We start from the raw sequence: 16,842 nt of genomic DNA on the forward strand, positions 1-16,842 counted from the left end.
CCGCGACGACCGCGACCGGAACCGGTCAGGCGCCGTGGCCGAGGGGGACGCGCTCCGACGGGATCGGCGGCGGCGGGGGAGTGCCGTCGCCGAACGGGCGGCCGCCGAGCTCCTCGCGGCGCGAGGGGACGAGCCAGCCGGAGAGGTCCGGGCCCTTGGGGACGACGCCGGTCGGATTGATGTCCCGCTGCACCTCGTAGTAGTGCGACTTGATGTGGGTGAAGTCGATCGTGTCGCCGAACCCCGGAGTGGCGAAGAGATCCCGGGCGTAGCCCCAGAGCGCGGGCATCGCCGACAGCAGGTTCCGGTTGGCCTTGAAGTGGCTGTAGTAGACGGCGTCGAAGCGGGCGAGCGTCGTGAAGAGCCGCACGTCCGCCTCGGTGATGGTGTCGCCGACCAGGTAGCGGCGGGTGCTCAGCCGCTCCTCCAGCCAGTCCAGCCGCGCCCAGAGGCGGTCGTAGGCCCGGTCGTAGGAGCGCTGCGACCCGGCGAAGCCGCACTTGTAGACGCCGTTGTTCACGTCGTGGAAGACCAGCTCGGCGATCTCGTCGATCTCCTCGCGGTGCTCCTCGGGGTAGAGGTCGGGGGCGCCGTCGCGGTGGAACGCGGTCCACTCGGTGGAGAAGTCGAGCGTCATCACCGGGTAGTCGTTCGTGACGACCTGGCCGCTCGGGATGTCCACGAGGGCCGGGACGGTGATCCCGCGCGGGTAGTCGGGGAAGCGGGCGAAGAACGCGTCCTGGAGGCGGGGGATGCCCAGCACCGGGTCGACCCCGCCCGGATCGAGGTCGAAGGTCCAGCTGCGCTTGTCGTGCGTGGGCCCGCAGATGCCCATCGAGAGGGCGTCCTCGAGACCGAGCAGGCGCCGCACGATCACGGCGCGGTTCGCCCACGGGCAGGCGCGGGAGACCACGAGGCGGTAGCGCCCGGCCTCCACCGGGTACCCGTCGCGGCCGTCGGCGGTGATCCGCGTCGGGATGTAGTTCGTGTCGCGGTGGAAGCCGTTCTTCTCGACGTAGGAGCCGAAGTCGTCGCTCGTCATACCCGCACGGTAGGCGGTCCGCCTGGACGTCCGGCTCCGAGTCCGGCGGCGCGACCGCCTGCTGGCGGGCGGCCGCGATGCCGGGTAGTATCGGCAGCTGAACTTCGGCGAGGGATGCACGTGCATCCGTGATCGACGCGGTGGAAGCAGGCGAGGCCCCCACGGGGCGCCACGGACTTCTCCTCACGCTGACATGCGTTCGAGTCGACAAACCGTCCGTGGCCGCAGGCCACGACCCGATCCGGTGGCGTGCGCGCCGCTCAAGGAGAACATCATGGCTGAACTGACCAACAAGGTCGTCGTCGAGGTCCGCACCTCGTTCGGCAAGGGCGCCGCCCGCAAGATCCGCGCGCAGGACAAAATCCCCGCGGTCCTCTACGGCCACGGCACCGAGCCCCAGCACCTCACCCTCCCGGGCCACCAGGTGCTCCTGCTCACCCGCAAGGCGAACGCGATCCTCGAGCTCGACATCGAGGGCGCCGCGCAGACCACCCTGGTGAAGGACATCCAGCGCGACCCGGTGCGCCAGATCATCGAGCACATCGACCTCGTCGTCATCAACAAGGGCGAGAAGGTCGAGGTGGACATCCCCGTGCACGTCGAGGGCGACGCCGCTCCCGGCACCCTCGTCTCGATCGAGTCGAACACCCTCTCGCTCGAGGTCGACGCCACGCGCATCCCGCAGAACATCGTCGTCTCCGTCGAGGGCCTCGAGGCCGGCACGCAGATCACCGCCGCCGACGTCACGCTCCCCGAGGGCGCCACGCTGGTCACCGACGCCGACGTGCTCATCGTCAACGTCACCGCCGAGGTCGAGCAGGACCTGGGCGAGGACGACGAGACGCCGGCCTCGGGCGACGTCGTCGCCGAGACCGCGGAGTAGTCCGCACCACCCCGGGAACGGGCCCGCTCGCAGCCGCGGCGGGCCCGTTCCGCGTCCGGCGGGGGAGTCCCTCCGCCGCCCCCGAGGAAGAGGAACGACATGGGTGACACCTGGCTGGTCGTCGGACTGGGCAACCCGGGCGCGCAGTACGCGCGCAACCGGCACAACGTCGGCCAGATGGTGCTCGACGAGCTCGCGACGCGGATCGGCGGCTCGTTCCGCCGGCACAACCGCGCCAACGCCGTGGTCGCCGAGGGCTTCCTCCGCCCGGGCGGGCCGAAGCTCGTGCTGGGCAAGCCCAACAGCTTCATGAACCTCTCCGGCGGGCCGACGGCGCAGCTGCTCGACTTCTACTCGATCGACCCGGCGCACCTGATCGTCGTGCACGACGAGCTCGACATCCCCTTCGACACCCTGCGCCTCAAGCAGGGCGGTGGTCACGGGGGGCACAACGGCATCCGCGACATCCTCGCGGCGACCGGAGGAGCCGAGTTCCTGCGCGTGCGGGTCGGCATCGGCCGCCCGCCGGGCCGCCAGCAGGCCGCCGACTTCGTGCTGAAGGACTTCGCCGGCCCGGAGCGCGAGGCGCTCCCGATCCTGGTCTCGGACGCCGCCGACGCCGTCGAGCTCATCGCCGACTCCGGCCTCTCCGCCGCCCAGCTGAAGTTCCACACCAGCGCCTGACCCGCCCTTCGCCGAGGGGACCCCGGACGGCGAGGGAGATCGCAGCCCCGGGCTCCCTCGACGGTTCGGGGTTCCCTCGGCGGTCGGCCCGCGGGGCGGCCGTAAACTGGACCCGTGCCCCTCAACGAGATCATCTCGGCGCTGTCGCGCGCCTCCACGTTCGACGATGCTCTCGCGTACGCGGTGCGGGACGCCGACTTCTCGGTGGCCGACGGCCTCCGGGTCCCCCTGCTCGCGGGCCTGATCGAGAGGCGCGCGGAGGCGGGACGCCCGCAGGCGGCGCTGGTGGTCACGGCCACGGGCCGCGACTCCGAGAACGTGCGCGCCTCTCTCGGCTGCATGCTGCCGGATGCGGACGTCGTCGAGTTCCCCGCGTGGGAGACGCTGCCGCACGAGCGCCTCAGCCCGAGCGCCGAGATCGTGGGGCGGCGCCTGGACGCGTTGCGGCGGATGAAGCAGTGGTCCGGCGAGCGGCCCCTCGTGGTGGTCGCCTCCGTGCGCGCGGCGCTGCAGCCGGTCGCCGACAACCTCGCCGACATCGAGCCGATCCGACTCGTGAAGGGCGCCCGCGGCTACGACCTCGGCCGCATCTCGGCCGAGCTGGTCGACCTGGCCTACGCCCGGGTCGACATGGTCACGCGCCGCGGCGAGTTCGCCGTGCGCGGCGGCATCCTCGACGTCTTCCCCGCGGTGGCCGAGCATCCGAGCCGAGTGGACTTCTTCGGCGACGAGGTCGACTCCATCCGCGGCTTCTCCGTGGCGGATCAGCGCTCGCTCCCGGGCGAGGTCGACTCGGTGGTCCTCCCGCCGAGCCGCGAGCTGCTGCTGGTGCCGGCGGTGCGGCAGCGGGCACGCGAGATGCTGCACGAGTTCCCGAGCCTGTCGGCGATGCTCGCGAAGATCGCCGAGGGCATCCCGGTCGAGGGCATGGAGTCGCTCGCCCCCGCGCTGCTCGAGCGGCTGGTCCCGATCTCGCACTACCTCCCCGAGGGGGCGGCCGTCGCGGTCCTCGCCCCCGAGCGCGTGGCGACGCGGGCGATCAGCCTCGCCGAGACGAACCGCGAGTTCCTTCAGGCGGCCTGGAGCGCGGCGACCGCCGGCGCCGAGGCCCCCATCGACCTCGCCTCGGGCGAGTTCATCTCGCTCGGCGCGCTCCGCGATTCCGTGAAGCTCAGCGCCCCGGGCGCCGACGCTCCCGACCACCCCTGGTGGACGATGAGCACGTTCCGCCAGGGCCCCGCCGCGGGCGAGGCCGAGGTGCTGCCGGAGGAGCTCGGGATCGACGAGATCCTCGCCGTCCGCGTCGAGGGCGAGCCGGTCCCCGGATTCGGGGCGAGCGTCGAGGGCGCCCTCGCCCATGTCCGCGCGCGCCTGGCCGACGGCTGGACCGTGATCCTGACCGCGCCCGGCACCGGCACGGTCGAGCGCACCGACCAGGTCCTCGCCGAGCACGAGGTCGCCGCCCGCATCGTCGCCGACCTCCCCGCCGGGCTCGAGACGGGCCTGGCCTACGTGGTCCAGGCCTCCGTCGACCACGGCTTCGAGGTGGAGGAGGCGAAGCTCGCCCTGGTCACCGACACGGAGTTCTACGGCCGCACCGTCGGCTACGACTCCCGCGCGGTGAAGAAGCTCGCGTCGCGCCGCAAGAACGTCGTCGACCCGCTGCAGCTCACCCCCGGCGACTTCGTGGTGCACGCCACCCACGGCATCGGCCGGTTCGTGGAGCTCTCGCAGCGCGAGGTCTCCAGCGGGGGCCGCAACGCGATCAAGACGCGCCGCGAGTACCTGGTGCTCGAGTACGCCCCCAGCAAGCGCGGCTTCCCCGGCGACAAGCTGCTCGTCCCCACGGACCAGCTCGACCTGCTCTCCCGCTACGTCGGCGGCGAGGCTCCGGCGCTGAGCAAGATGGGCGGGAGCGACTGGGCGCAGGCCAAGAGCAAGGCCCGCCGCGCGGTCCGCGACATCGCGGTCGAGCTCGTGAAGCTGTACTCCGCCCGGATGGCCTCCCGCGGGCACGCGTTCCCGCCGGACACCCCCTGGCAGCGCGAGCTGGAGGAGGCGTTCCCGTTCGCCGAGACCCCCGACCAGCTCACCGTCATCGACGAGGTCAAGGCCGACATGGAGCGGCCGATCCCGATGGACCGCCTGCTCTCGGGCGACGTCGGCTTCGGCAAGACCGAGGTCGCCGTGCGCGCCGCTTTCAAGGCGATCCAGGACGGCAAGCAGGTGGCGATGCTCGTGCCGACCACGCTGCTCGTCCGCCAGCACCTCGAGACGTTCCAGGAGCGCTTCGCCGGCTTCCCCGTCCACCTGCGGGCGCTCAGCCGGTTCCAGAGCGCGAAGGAGTCGAAGGAGACGATCGAGGGCCTGGCCGACGGCACCGTCGACATGGTCATCGCGACCCACCGGCTCCTCAGCGACAACATCGTCTTCAAGGACCTCGGCCTGCTCGTGATCGACGAGGAGCAGCGCTTCGGCGTCGAGCACAAGGACAAGCTCAAGGCGCTGAAGAAGAACGTCGACATCCTCTCGATGAGCGCCACGCCCATCCCGCGGACGCTCGAGATGGCGGTGACCGGCATCCGCGAGATGTCGACCCTCGCGACCCCGCCGGAGGAGCGCCACCCGATCCTCACCTTCGTCGGCCCCTACTCCGAGAAGCAGGTGTCGGCCGCGATCCGCCGGGAGCTCCTGCGCGAGGGCCAGGTGTTCTTCGTGCACAACCGCGTCTCGACGATCAACCGCGTCGCCTCGCAGCTCGCCGAGCTGGTGCCCGAGGCGCGGATCGCGGTCGCGCACGGCAAGCTCAGCGAGTCGCAGCTCGAGCGGATCATCGTCGACTTCTGGGAGCGCAAGTTCGACGTCCTGGTGTCGACGACGATCGTCGAGACCGGCCTCGACATCCCGAACGCCAACACGCTGATCGTCGACCGCGCCGACAAGTACGGTCTCTCGCAGCTGCACCAGCTGCGCGGGCGGGTCGGCCGCGGCCGCGAGCGCGCCTACGCGTACCTCCTCTACGACGAGACGAAGCCGCTGAGCGAGACCGCGCACGACCGGCTGCAGACGCTGGCCGCCAACTCGGACCTCGGCGGCGGCATGCAGATCGCGCTGAAGGACCTCGAGATCCGCGGTGCGGGCAACCTCCTCGGCGGCGAGCAGTCCGGGCACATCCAGGGCGTGGGATTCGACCTCTACCTGCGGATGATCGGCGAGGCCGTCGACACCTTCCGCGGCGAGGTCGCCGAGGGGCAGACGGAGCTGCGGCTCGAGCTGCCCGTCGACGCGCGCATCCCGGAGGAGTACGTCGACAGCGAGCGGCTGCGCCTGGAGGCGTACCAGAAGCTGTCGGCCGCGTCGTCGCCGACGGCGAAGGAGGGGAGCATCGACCTCGTGGTCGAGGAGCTGACCGACCGCTACGGCGAGCTGCCCGAGGCGGTCGAGAACCTCATCCTGGTGTCGAGGCTGCGCATGCGCGCGCAGAAGGCGGGCCTCAGCGACGTGGTCGCGATGGGCTCGAACGTCCGCGTGGCTCCCGCTCACCTGCCCGACTCGATCCAGGTGCGCCTGCGCCGGATGTACCCGACCGCGAAGTACCTGCAGCAGGCAGACGCGGTCGTCGTGCCGATGCCCGTGCTCGACGGCGTCCCGCTCGGCGACCGGGCGCTGATCCAGTGGGTGGCGTCGCTCCTGGACTCGCTGTTCCCGGAGCCGGTCACCGTCTGAGGTCCTCGGGGCGGCGCTCCCCGGTGGCGCGCCGCCCCGCTCCGGCGGCCGTCGCCGCTGCGGGAGGGCCCACTGGCAGGATGGAGGGCATGCCGCTCCTCGCCGCCCGACGCCCCCGCGAGCCGGAGCCGCTCGCCGGCCCGCTGGTCGCCGTCCGCGGGGTCGCGGTCCGCGCCTCGGGGGTCGAGATGCTCGCCCCGTGCTCGCTCGAGGCGGAGGCGGGGGAGCGCGTCGCGGTGACGGGCCGCAACGGCACCGGCAAGACCACGCTCCTGCGGGTGATCGCCGGCCTCACCGCTCCGAGCGAGGGAGTCGTGGCGGTGGCCGGGCGCGCCCCGGAGGAGCGCTCCGCCGCCCACCGCCGCGCCGTCGCCGCCCTGATCGGCACCCCGCCCTTCGAGCGGGACCTGACCCTCGAGGAGCACCTCGCGATGGTGGCCGTCTCGTGGGGCGCGCCGGTCGCCGACGCCCGCCGCGAGGCCGCGGCAGGTCTCGACGCGCTCGCGCTCGCTCCGCTCGCCCGCCGCTTCCCGCACGAGCTCTCCTCCGGGCAGACGCAGCTGTTCTCCCTCGCGCTCGTGCTGGCCCGGCCCTCGGCGGTGCTGCTGCTCGACGAGCCGGAGCAGCGGCTCGACGTCGAGCGGGTGCCGCTGGTGGCGGAAGTCCTGCGGCGCGCAGCCGCGTCCCGGGCACTCGTCGTCGCGACCCACAGCCCTGTGCTGATCCAGGGTCTGGGCGCGCGGGTCGTCGAGCTGGAGCGGGCGTGACGCGCGCGGAGAGGGCTCGCGTCGCCGAGGTGCGGGCTCTGCACCGGCACCGCGCCGCGGCTCCGCCGAGTCCGCGCGCCTACGCGGGCTACCTCGCCGCGATGACCGTCCTCGTCGTCGTCCTCCCCGTCGCCCGGGCCCTCGCGCTCCTCGCCGCCGAGGCGGGAGCCGTGCCGGAGCCGCTGATCGCCCTCGCCGCGGGTCTCGCCCTGCCCGCCGCCGTGCTCCTGGGCCGGGTGCGCGGACCCGCGGTGGGCGAGCCGCACACCACGGCCGTGCTGCTCGCGACAAATCTGCGCCGCTGGTCGGTGCTCCGCCGACCCGTGGTCCGGGCGTCGGCCGGTCTCGTGGCGGGCTGCTCCGCCGGCGCGTCGCTCCTCGCCCTCGCCGCCTCCGCGCCGCTCCTCGCGGCCGTCGCCGGCGGTGCCGCGTTCGCCGGCCTCCTCGCCGTCGCCTGGCTCGCCGGTCAGTGCCTCCCCTCGCGCCTCCCCGCGCTCGCGGCGGGCCTCCTCGCCTCCCTCGCGGTCCTCGGGGCCCTCCTGCCCGGTGCGCCCACGCCGGGCGGCCTCCTCGCCTCGGCCGTGAGCGGAGCGGAGGAGGTGCGCGCCGCGACCGTGCTGCTCGCGTCGGCCGCGGTCGTCCTGGCCGCGGCGCCCCGGCTGCTCGACGCCGCGCGCGGACCTCGGCTCCTCGCCCAGGCCCGGCAGTGGTCGGCGACCACCCGGCTCGGAGCGACGGGCGATCTCGCCGAGTCGCTCGACGGGTACCGCGCCCTCCCGGCGATCGGGCGGGGGCTCCGAGCGGTCCGCCTCTCCCCGTTCGCCCTCGCGGTGCCGGTGCGCGACGCGATCGGCGCGCTGCGCACTCCCGGACGCTCGGCGGTCGCGGTCGTCGCGCTGGCCGCCGCCGGCGCCGCCGCCGTGCTCGCCGCGGTCGTGCCGTCCTCCCTCCTCGCGCTCCCGGCCGCCGCGGCGGGCGTGCTCGCCTACCTCGGCGCCGGCGTCTGGAGCGACGGCTTCCGCCACGCCGCCGCGACAGCGGGGCAGCCGGCGCTCCTCGCCCCCGGTCCGTTCGAGCTGCTCCTCCTGCACGCCGTGCTCCCGCTGGTGCTCGCGGTCGGAGTCGCGGTGCTCGGCGCCCTCGCCGCCTCGCTGCTGCTCCCGGGCGCGGCGGTGCCGGTGGCCGCCGCGACCGCCGTCGCCGCCGTCGCCGCGCGGGCGATGGACGCGACCCGGGGTCCGCTGCCGCCGCAGCTGCTCAGCCCGGTGCCGCTCCCGATCGGGGACGGCGCGGGAGTCGCGGTGGTCCTCTGGAACCTGGCGGGTGCACTGGTCAGCGCCTCGATCGCGGTGTCCGTCGCGGCGTCATCCGGCCTCCTCGCCGCGGTGCCGCTCGTCGCCGGCGGCTGCCTCCTCGTCGCGCGGCGGCGTCTCGCGCGGGCCTGAGGCTCCCGGGCGCCCGCGCCGCCCCGATGTCAGCGGAGGCGGCCGGACCGGATGCGAGGATGGCGGGGTGACCGCGCATCCCCGGCTCGACGAGCTCATCCGCACCGTCCACGTCCTCCGCGCCCCGGGCGGCTGCCCGTGGGACGCCGAGCAGACCCACGAGTCGCTCGTGCGCTACCTGATCGAGGAGTCGCACGAGCTCGTCGACGCCATCGAGGCGGGGGACCGGGCCGACCTGATCGAGGAGCTCGGCGACGTCCTCTACCAGGTGCTCTTCCACGCCGACCTGGCGGCCGAGAGCGCCGAGCCCTTCACCATCGAGGACGTCGCGGCGCACATGAACGCCAAGATGATCGGCCGCCACCCGCACGTCTTCGGCGACGCCACGGCCGAGACGGCCGACGACGTCATCGCGGTGTGGGACGAGCTCAAGCGCACCGAGAAGCCGCACCGCACCAGCGTGCTCGACGGGATCCCGCAGGGCATGCCCGCCCTCGCGCTCGCCGACAAGGTGATCGGCAAGGCGACCTCGCTGGGCGTCGTGGACGCCGGCCAGGGCCCTCTGCCCATCGAGTCGGAGGAGGACCTCGGCCCGCTGCTGCTGGCCATCGTCGCCTCCGCCCGCGCCCAGGGGCTCGACGCCGAGCGCGCGCTCCGCACGGCGACGCGCGACCTGCAGGACGAGATCCGCGCGGTGGAGCAGGAGCGGCGCGCGGACTGAGGCGCCCGCCGGCCCGCCCCGGCCGATCTGGGAGAATCGCCGTCATGGCCTCCCCGATCACCCCGCCCCGCGGCATGCGCGACTTCCTCCCCGCCGACAAGGCGAAGCGCGAGCACGCGCTCGGCGTCATCCGCCGCGTGTACGCCTCCCACGGGTTCGACGAGATCGAGACGCCCGTGGTCGAGGACTTCGACCGCCTCCACTCCGGGCTCGGCGGCGACAACGAGAAGCTCGCCTTCAGCGTCCTGCGCCGCGGGCTCACCCGCGACGACCTGGCGGCGGTCGACGACGCGTCCGCCCTCGCCGACCTCGGCCTGCGCTTCGACCTCACGGTGCCTCTCGCCCGCTTCTACGCCTCGCACCGCGCCGAGCTGCCGGCTGTCTTCCGCTCGGTGCAGGTCGCGCCGGTGTGGCGCGCCGAGCGCCCGCAGAAGGGGCGGTACCGCCAGTTCGTGCAGTGCGACATCGACATCATCGGCGAGCCCGGGCAGCTGGCCGAGGTCGAGCTCATCACGGCGACCGCGGCGGCGCTCGACGCGCTGGGCCTCGAGGACTGCACCATCCGCATCAACGACCGCCGCATCCTCACCGGAATCCTCGAGCACTGCGGCTTCGCCACCGAGCGCTTCGGCCCGGCGCTGATCTCGATCGACAAGCTCGACAAGATCGGCGCCGCCGGAGTCGTCGCCGAGCTGGAGGCCGACGGGCCGGACGCGGCCGCGGTCCTCGGGGGCTACCTCGCGCGGATCGAGCAGGCGGTCGCCGCCGGGGGAGTGGCGCTCGAGCAGTCCGCGATCCTCGACGTGCTGCCCGAGGGCATCGACCCGGAGGCGGTGCTCGCGCTCGAGACGCTGGCCCGGTCGCTGCGCTCGCTGCCCGCCGGCGTCTCGCTCCGCTTCGACCCGACGCTCGTGCGGGGCATGGGCTACTACACCGGCACGATCTTCGAGATCGCGCACCCGTCCTCGGGCTCCTCGGTCGGCGGAGGCGGGCGGTACGACGGGATGATCGGCCGCTTCCTCGGTCAGGACGTGCCGGCCTGCGGCTTCTCGATCGGCTTCGAGCGGATCGTCGAACTGATCGGCGGTGCCGTCGTCGAGCGCCCCGACGCCGTCGTCCTCGTCCACGAGCGCGACGCGGCGCCCGAGCTGCTGCTCGCGCTCAAGCAGGAGCTGATCGCCCGGGGCTCGCGCGTGCGCCTCGAGCGCCGGGCGAAGAACCTCACCCCGCTGCTGGACCGCGCGGCCGCCGCGGGCTTCACCCGCTTCGCTCTCGTTCCGCGCGATGCCGCCTCCGCCGCCGACCTCTCCTTCAAGGACCTCGGCTGAGCCGCGCCGGCGGCGCCGGGTGAGCGACGCCGGCTGCCTGCGCTGAGCCGCGCCCGTGGGAGGGGCCGGGGCCGTCCTGTGAGGCCTGAACAGGGTCTCAGACGATCCGTCAGAGGATCATGCCGATCTGGTCGGATCCTTGTCGGATCCGTGAGAGCCTTAATACCCGCGAAATCTGCGGACACACCCGAGAAATCTCCCCCGGATAGCGTCGAGGCACCCGATCGGCGCGGCTTGGCGCGCCTGCACGGGCACCCCGTCGCGACCCCGCGCACCGCACCGCAGCAGCCCTGACGATCCCCACCCGAGGAGTCCCCTTGACCCTGTCGCCCCTCCGCTCCCTCCCGGCCTTCGACCGCCGCAGCCTCCTCCGCCTGGCGGGTGTCGCCGGCCTCGCGATCGGCGGCGCCTCCGTCCTCGCCTCCTGCGCCTCCGACTCCTCCGGCGCGTCCGCCGCGGACGGCGGCGACCTCGGCACCCTCAAGGTCCAGCTCTCCTGGATCAAGAACGAGGAGTTCGCGGGCGAGTTCTTCGCCGACTCGAAGGGCTACTTCACCGAGGCCGGCCTGGCAGGAGTGACGCTCACCCCCGGCCCCTCGACGGGCGTGGCCGAGCTCCTCTCGGGCAGCGCGGACGTCGCGCTCAGCGACGCCGTCTCGATCGGCACCGCGATCGCCCAGCAGGAGGCCCCGCTCAAGATCATCGGCGCGACCTACCAGAAGAACCCCTTCACGGTCCTCTCGATCAAGACCGCCGGCAACATCGCCTCTCCGGCCGACCTCGCCGGGAAGAAGATCGGCGTCCAGGCCTCGAACACGTCCCTGTTCCAGGCGCTGCTCGCCGCGAACGACCTCTCCGAGTCCGACCTCACGGTCGTCCCCGTCGAGTACGACCCCTCCGTCCTCGTCAACGGCACCGTCGACGGCTTCATCGCCTACCTGACGAACGAGGCAATCACGGTCGCGGCCGAGGGCTACGAGGTCGTCAACCTGCCCTTCGCCGACAACGGCCTCCCCTTCGTCGCCGAGACCTTCTCGGTGTCGGAGCAGGTGATCGCCGAGAAGCGCGACGCTCTGAAGGCGTTCCTCGTCGCCGAGATCAAGGGCTGGACCGACGCGGTCAACGACCCGGAGGCGGGCGCGATGCTCGCCGTCGAGAACTACGGCAAGGACCTCGGCCTCAACGAGGAGTCCTCCAAGAAGGGCGCCACCATCCAGGCCGAGGAGCTGGTCGTCTCGGACGAGACGGTCTCGAACGGCCTCTTCACCATCTCCGAGACGCTGCAGTCCGAGACCATCGCGTCCCTCGCGGGCGCCGGGATCGACGTCACGGCCGAGGACCTCTTCGATCTGACCCTCCTCGACGAGGTCTACGAGGAGAACCCCGAGCTGATGAAGTACGCGGCCTGATCCTGATCCACGAAGGGCACCACTCGTGACCGACACGACCGACGCCGGCACCGTGCGCGACCAGGGTGCCGGCGGCACCGGCATCCAGATCCACGGCCTGTCGAAGACGTTCCGGATGGGCTCGCGCAGCGTCGCGGCGCTGCAGGACACCGATCTCCACACCGACCAGGGCAGCTTCCTCGCCCTGCTCGGCCCGTCGGGGTGCGGCAAGTCGACCATCCTGCGGATCCTCGCGGGGCTGGAGGAGCCGACGTCCGGCTCCATCCGGGTCGACGGCCGCACTCCCCAGGAGCTGCGCCGCGACAACAAGCTCGGCATCGCCTTCCAGGACCACGCGCTCCTGCCGTGGCGCAGCGTCATGGCGAACATCCGCCTGCCGTTCGAGATCGCGGGCAAGAGTGTCGACCAGTCCTACATCGACGAGCTGATCGACCTCGTCGGCCTCCGCGGCTTCGAGAAGGCCAAGCCGGCCCAGCTCTCGGGCGGCATGCGCCAGCGCGTGTCGATCGCGCGGTGCCTGATCCTCAAGCCCGAGGTCCTGCTGCTCGACGAGCCGTTCGGCGCCCTCGACGACATGACGCGGCAGAAGCTCAACCTCGAGCTGCTGCGGATCTGGACCGAGAAGCCCGCCACGACGCTCCTCGTCACGCACGGCATCTCGGAGGCGATCTTCCTCTCGGACCGCGTCGCGGTGATGAGCCCGCGCCCGGGACGGGTGAAGGAGATCATCGACATCGACCTCCCCCGCCCGCGCACCCCCGAGATGCAGCGCACCCCCGAGTTCCACGCCTACGTCGACCAGGCCTCCGAGCTGCTGTTCGGCGACGGCGGCGCGGCCGCGGACGACCGCGTCTAGGAGGCATTGTGGCCACCACGCTCCCCGCGGCCCCGCGCCGCACCCTGTCCCTGCCTCCGTGGCTCACCGGGCTGATCGGCGTCGCCGCGATCGTCGCCGTCTGGTGGATCGTGGCGCTCGTCACCGCGCCCACCGGCGCCGCGACCTACGCGCCCGTCCCCACTCCCGTGCAGGTCGTGCAGACCGCGATGGAGGACGGCGCCGGCTTCTACTGGCGCAACTTCTCCGTCACGATCGGCGAGGCGGCCGTCGGCTACTTCTGGGGCAACCTCCTCGCGCTCGTGCTCTCGGCGCTCGTGCTGGTCCTGCCCTGGCTGGAGGGGGTCGTCTCGCAGCTCGCGGTCATCACCTACTGCGTGCCGATCGTCGCCATCGGAGCGATCGTGCTGCTGATCCTCGGCGGTGCGGACGCTCCCGGGAAGGCGAGCGCGACGGCGATCTTCCTGGCCGGCCTCTCGGTGTTCTTCACCACGGTCGTCGGCAGCCTGCTCGGGCTGAAGGCGGCCGACAAGGCGGCGCTCGACGTCGTCACGGTCTACGGGGGCTCGCGGTTCACCCAGCTGCGCAAGGTCCGTCTGATCGCGGCGCTGCCCAACATCCTGTCGGCGCTGCAGATCGCGGTGCCCGCGGCCTTCCTCGGCGCGATCCTCGGCGAGTACTTCGGCAAGATCGAGACGGGCGTGGGCCCGATCCTGGTCGCGGCGCAGGTCTCGCTGAACTCGCCCCGCGTCTGGGCGCTCTTCCTCCTCTGCGCGGGCGTCGCGCTCCTCGGCTACGGCATCGTCGGACTGATCGGGCGCCTCATCGCGCCCTGGTCCTCCGGAAAGCGGGCATGACCATGACGACCACCGTCCCCGACCGCACGGAGCAGTCCACGGCCACGTCGATCCTCGCGGTCGACGAGCTGCGCCGCCAGCTGCGCACGGCCGCCCTCGGCGCGACTCTCAAGAGCCTGCGCAAGAGCCTGCTCGTCGCCCTGTCGACGATCGTGATCGTGCTGGCGATCTGGATCGGCGTGGTCCTCTTCAGCGGGGTCTCGCCCTACGTGGTCAAGGGCCCGTGGGACGTCTGGCAGCACCTGGTGACCGATGCGAAGGCCGCGGAGCACCGCGCCGAGCTGGGCGGCCTCTTCGCCGTGACCATGGGCGACGCACTGATCGGCTTCGCGGCCGGCCTGGTCGTGGCGATCCTCGGCGCGATCCTGTTCCGCCTGTCGAAGGGCATCGAGCACGCGCTGATGCCGTTCGCGATGCTGCTGCGCTCGGTGCCGCTGATCGCGATGGCGCCGCTGATCATCCTGGTCTTCGGGACCGGCTCGATCGCCTCGGTCGCGGTCATCGGCGGGATCGTCGTCCTGTTCCCCGCGCTGGTGACGATCGCCTTCGGCCTCAACAACGCCTCCCCGCAGATGCTCGACGTGGTCGCGGTCTACGGCGGCAGCACCCTCACCGCGATCCGCAAGGTCGCCATCCCCGGCTCGCTGCCCTCGCTCTTCGCCGCGATCCGCATCTCGGTGCCCGGAGCGATCACGGGCGCGCTGCTCGCCGAGTGGCTCTCCACCGGTGCGGGCATCGGCGGGGCGATCAACGCCTGGTCCGCCCAGGCCCGGTTCGCGGACGTCTGGTCGGCGGTCGTGCTCGTGACCGGCGTCTCGCTCGTGCTCTACATGCTCGTGCAGGTGCTCGAGACCTTCGTCCTCTCCCGGATGTCCCTCTCCCTCACCTGACCCCGTCGCTTTCCCCCTTCCGCGGGACGCCACTCGAGTGCGGCTCGCCCGGTGGGTCGCATACCCGGGTGGCGTCTCGCGGGAAGGGGAGGGCAGGGGGAGCGGAGCGACGGGGCCCGGTCAGACGGTGACGATCGCGTCGACGCGGTGGCCGGCCAGCACCTCGCGGCCGCCGAGCCCGTCGAGCTCCATGACCACCGCGATCCCCTCGAGGCTCCACCCTGCGCGCTCGATCAGGCGGCGGCTCGCGTCGAGCGTGCCCCCGGTCGCCAGCACGTCGTCGACCAGCAGCAGCCGCGAGCCGCGGGGCGCCGCGTCCTCGTGCACCTCCAGCATCGTCTCGCCGTACTCGAGGGTCGCCTGCTCGCGCAGCACGGCCCGCGGGAGCTTGCCGGGCTTGCGGATGGTGACGACGCCGAGACCCGCCGAGTAGGCGGCCGCTGCGGCGAGCAGGAAGCCGCGCGCCTCCACGCCCGCGATCGCGTCGATCCGGCCGCGGTAGGGCTCGATCAGCGCGTCGGCCACCGCCCGCAGGGCCTCGCCGTCGCCGAAGACCGGCGTGAGGTCGCGGAAAAGGATGCCCGGGCTCGGGAAGTCCGGGACGACGGCGGTGAGACGGTCGACGTGGTCGGCGGCGGTCGTGGTCACGGGGAACCTCCGGGTCGGCGGGTGCGCCCGGGCCGTCCGGCGATCGGGCCCTGGGAGTCTACGACCGGCCGCGGTCTCCTGCGCTTCGGAGGCGGTCAGTAGACTCCTTCCCGACCGCTCCCGTCTCCGGGAGCCCACCCGTCAAGAGGAGATAGTTGTGGCCCTTATCGAGGCAGTCGTCGCCCGAGAAATTCTGGACTCCCGTGGCAACCCCACGGTCGAGGTCGAGGTCCTGCTCGAGGACGGCGCGTCCTCGCGAGCGGCCGTCCCGTCCGGCGCCTCCACCGGCGCGTTCGAGGCGTACGAGCTCCGCGACGGCGACTCCGACCGCTACCTCGGCAAGGGCGTGCAGAAGGCCGTCGACGCCGTCATCGACGAGATCGGCCCGGCCATCGAGGGCTTCGACGCCACCGACCAGCGCCTCGTCGACGCCGAGCTGATCGAGCTCGACGGCACCGAGAACAAGTCCCGCCTGGGCGCGAACGCGATCCTCGGCGTCAGCCTCGCCGTGGCCAAGGCCGCCGCGCAGTCGTCGGACCTCGACCTGTTCCGCTACGTCGGCGGCCCGAACGCGCACACCCTGCCCGTGCCGCTGATGAACATCATCAACGGAGGCGCGCACGCCGACACCGGCGTCGACATCCAGGAGTTCATGGCCGTCCCGCTGGGCGCCGAGTCCTTCTCCGAGGGCCTGCGCTGGGGCGTCGAGATCTACCACGCGCTCAAGGCGCAGCTGAAGAAGGCCGGCTTCGCCACCGGCCTCGGCGACGAGGGCGGCTTCGCCCCCGACCTGCCCACCAACCGCGAGGCGCTCGACTTCATCCTCAAGGCCGTCGAGGCCGCCGGCTTCACCCCCGGCAAGGACATCGGGCTCGCGCTCGACGTCGCCTCCTCGGAGTTCTACGAGGACGGCGCCTATACGTTCGAGGGCAAGAAGCTCTCGGCCGAGGAGCTCTCCTCCTACTACGCCGACCTCGTCGCCAACTACCCGCTGGTCTCGATCGAGGACCCGCTGGACGAGGACGACTGGGCCGGCTGGACCCACCTCACCGCGGCCATCGGCGACAAGGTGCAGCTCGTCGGAGACGACCTGTACGTCACCAACCCGGTGCGCCTCGCCCGCGGCATCGCCGAGAAGGCCGGCAACTCGATCCTGGTCAAGGTGAACCAGATCGGCACGCTCACCGAGACGCTCGACGCCGTGGCCCTGGCCCAGCGCAACGGCATGACCGCGATCCTCTCGCACCGCTCCGGCGAGACCGAGGACACCACCATCGCCGACCTCGCGGTCGCGGTGGACGGCGGCCAGATCAAGACCGGCGCCCCGGCCCGCTCGGACCGCGTCGCGAAGTACAACCAGCTGCTGCGCATCGAGGAGATCCTGGGAGGTGCGGCGACCTACGCGGGTCGCTCCGCCTTCCCGCGCTTCTCCGCGTAGTCTCGGCACGCCGGACCGGCCCCGGAGCCCAGCACTTCGGTGCGGGCGCCGGGGCCGCTCCACTTCCCCCGCCGCGATCGAGGAGGCACCAGCCCATGGCCCGTCCGCCCCGCCGCCCCTCCGCTCCCGGGCCGGGAGCGGAGGGGCGGCGGGGCGGACGGGCCATGGG

14 protein-coding genes are annotated in these 16,842 nt (G+C 72.8%); 12 read left to right on the forward strand and 2 right to left on the reverse strand.

What is annotated here, in order from left to right; all coding sequences use genetic code 11:
- Positions 1-25: 25 nt before the first annotated feature.
- Positions 26-1,042: a glutathione S-transferase family protein gene (locus C5C46_RS12605; RefSeq protein WP_104226929.1), complete on the reverse strand. Its 1,017-nt coding sequence runs from the start codon at positions 1,040-1,042 to the stop codon at positions 26-28.
- Positions 1,043-1,316: 274 nt separating this feature from the next.
- Between C5C46_RS12605 and C5C46_RS12610 the strand changes: the two genes are divergently transcribed.
- The 11 genes from C5C46_RS12610 (at position 1,317) to C5C46_RS12660 (ending at position 14,587) form a co-directional block, all read left to right on the forward strand.
- Complete coding sequence (locus tag C5C46_RS12610; protein WP_104222350.1) at positions 1,317-1,925, forward strand: 50S ribosomal protein L25/general stress protein Ctc; 609 nt, start codon at positions 1,317-1,319, stop codon at positions 1,923-1,925.
- Positions 1,926-2,024: 99 nt separating this feature from the next.
- Entirely contained in the window at positions 2,025-2,609 is a 585-nt protein-coding gene (pth, locus tag C5C46_RS12615; protein ID WP_104222352.1) for an aminoacyl-tRNA hydrolase, read from the forward strand.
- 114 nt (positions 2,610-2,723) lie between these two features.
- Positions 2,724-6,335, forward strand: coding sequence for a transcription-repair coupling factor (gene mfd, locus C5C46_RS12620; protein WP_104222353.1), 3,612 nt, complete (start codon positions 2,724-2,726; stop codon positions 6,333-6,335).
- Positions 6,336-6,424: 89 nt separating this feature from the next.
- Complete coding sequence (locus C5C46_RS12625) at positions 6,425-7,102, forward strand: ATP-binding cassette domain-containing protein (protein WP_181136524.1); 678 nt, start codon at positions 6,425-6,427, stop codon at positions 7,100-7,102.
- 29 nt (positions 7,103-7,131) lie between these two features.
- The gene (locus tag C5C46_RS12630; RefSeq protein WP_146078987.1) at positions 7,132-8,547 is read left to right on the forward strand and encodes a hypothetical protein; all 1,416 of its coding nucleotides are present in this window, start codon (positions 7,132-7,134) and stop codon (positions 8,545-8,547) included.
- 67 nt (positions 8,548-8,614) lie between these two features.
- Positions 8,615-9,268: a MazG family protein gene (locus tag C5C46_RS12635; protein ID WP_104222356.1), complete on the forward strand. Its 654-nt coding sequence runs from the start codon at positions 8,615-8,617 to the stop codon at positions 9,266-9,268.
- A gap of 44 nt (positions 9,269-9,312) precedes the next feature.
- Positions 9,313-10,596 carry a histidine--tRNA ligase gene (hisS, locus tag C5C46_RS12640; RefSeq protein WP_104226931.1) on the forward strand — a complete coding sequence of 428 codons (1,284 nt, stop codon included), beginning with the start codon at positions 9,313-9,315 and terminating at the stop codon, positions 10,594-10,596.
- Between the two features lie 317 nt (positions 10,597-10,913).
- Positions 10,914-12,005 (forward strand): ABC transporter substrate-binding protein, encoded by a 1,092-nt coding sequence (locus C5C46_RS12645; protein WP_258059476.1) that lies wholly within the window; start codon positions 10,914-10,916, stop codon positions 12,003-12,005.
- Between the two features lie 115 nt (positions 12,006-12,120).
- On the forward strand, positions 12,121-12,861 hold the full coding sequence (locus C5C46_RS12650; protein WP_104222373.1) for an ABC transporter ATP-binding protein: 741 nt from the start codon (positions 12,121-12,123) through the stop codon (positions 12,859-12,861).
- Between the two features lie 8 nt (positions 12,862-12,869).
- Positions 12,870-13,697 (forward strand): ABC transporter permease, encoded by an 828-nt coding sequence (locus C5C46_RS12655; protein ID WP_258059477.1) that lies wholly within the window; start codon positions 12,870-12,872, stop codon positions 13,695-13,697.
- On the forward strand, positions 13,694-14,587 hold the full coding sequence (locus C5C46_RS12660; protein ID WP_104222359.1) for an ABC transporter permease: 894 nt from the start codon (positions 13,694-13,696) through the stop codon (positions 14,585-14,587). Before C5C46_RS12655 ends, C5C46_RS12660 begins: the two co-directional genes overlap by 4 nt.
- Positions 14,588-14,707: 120 nt before the next feature.
- On the opposite strand, the gene C5C46_RS12665 is transcribed toward C5C46_RS12660, so the two are convergent.
- Positions 14,708-15,235 carry an adenine phosphoribosyltransferase gene (locus C5C46_RS12665; RefSeq protein WP_104222360.1) on the reverse strand — a complete coding sequence of 176 codons (528 nt, stop codon included), beginning with the start codon at positions 15,233-15,235 and terminating at the stop codon, positions 14,708-14,710.
- Positions 15,236-15,392: 157 nt separating this feature from the next.
- On the opposite strand from C5C46_RS12665, the gene eno reads away from it, so the two are divergent.
- Entirely contained in the window at positions 15,393-16,673 is a 1,281-nt protein-coding gene (gene eno, locus C5C46_RS12670) for a phosphopyruvate hydratase (RefSeq protein WP_104222361.1), read from the forward strand.
- The last annotated feature ends 169 nt before the right edge of the window (positions 16,674-16,842 follow it).

It is taken from the genome of Rathayibacter sp. AY1E6, assembly GCF_002931115.1.
Lineage (GTDB): Bacteria > Actinomycetota > Actinomycetes > Actinomycetales > Microbacteriaceae > Rathayibacter.

Bases quoted from the DNA above. Each gene is read 5' to 3' on its own strand.
- C5C46_RS12605 (WP_104226929.1), bottom strand. From the start codon at position 1,042: ATGACGAGCGACGACTTCGGCTCCTACGTCGAGAAGAACGGCTTCCAC.
- C5C46_RS12625 (WP_181136524.1), top strand. From the start codon at position 6,425: ATGCCGCTCCTCGCCGCCCGACGCCCCCGCGAGCCGGAGCCGCTCGCC.
- C5C46_RS12610 (WP_104222350.1), top strand. From the start codon at position 1,317: ATGGCTGAACTGACCAACAAGGTCGTCGTCGAGGTCCGCACCTCGTTC.
- C5C46_RS12660 (WP_104222359.1), top strand. From the start codon at position 13,694: ATGACCATGACGACCACCGTCCCCGACCGCACGGAGCAGTCCACGGCC.
- pth (WP_104222352.1), top strand. From the start codon at position 2,025: ATGGGTGACACCTGGCTGGTCGTCGGACTGGGCAACCCGGGCGCGCAG.
- C5C46_RS12650 (WP_104222373.1), top strand. From the start codon at position 12,121: ATGGGCTCGCGCAGCGTCGCGGCGCTGCAGGACACCGATCTCCACACC.
- hisS (WP_104226931.1), top strand. From the start codon at position 9,313: ATGGCCTCCCCGATCACCCCGCCCCGCGGCATGCGCGACTTCCTCCCC.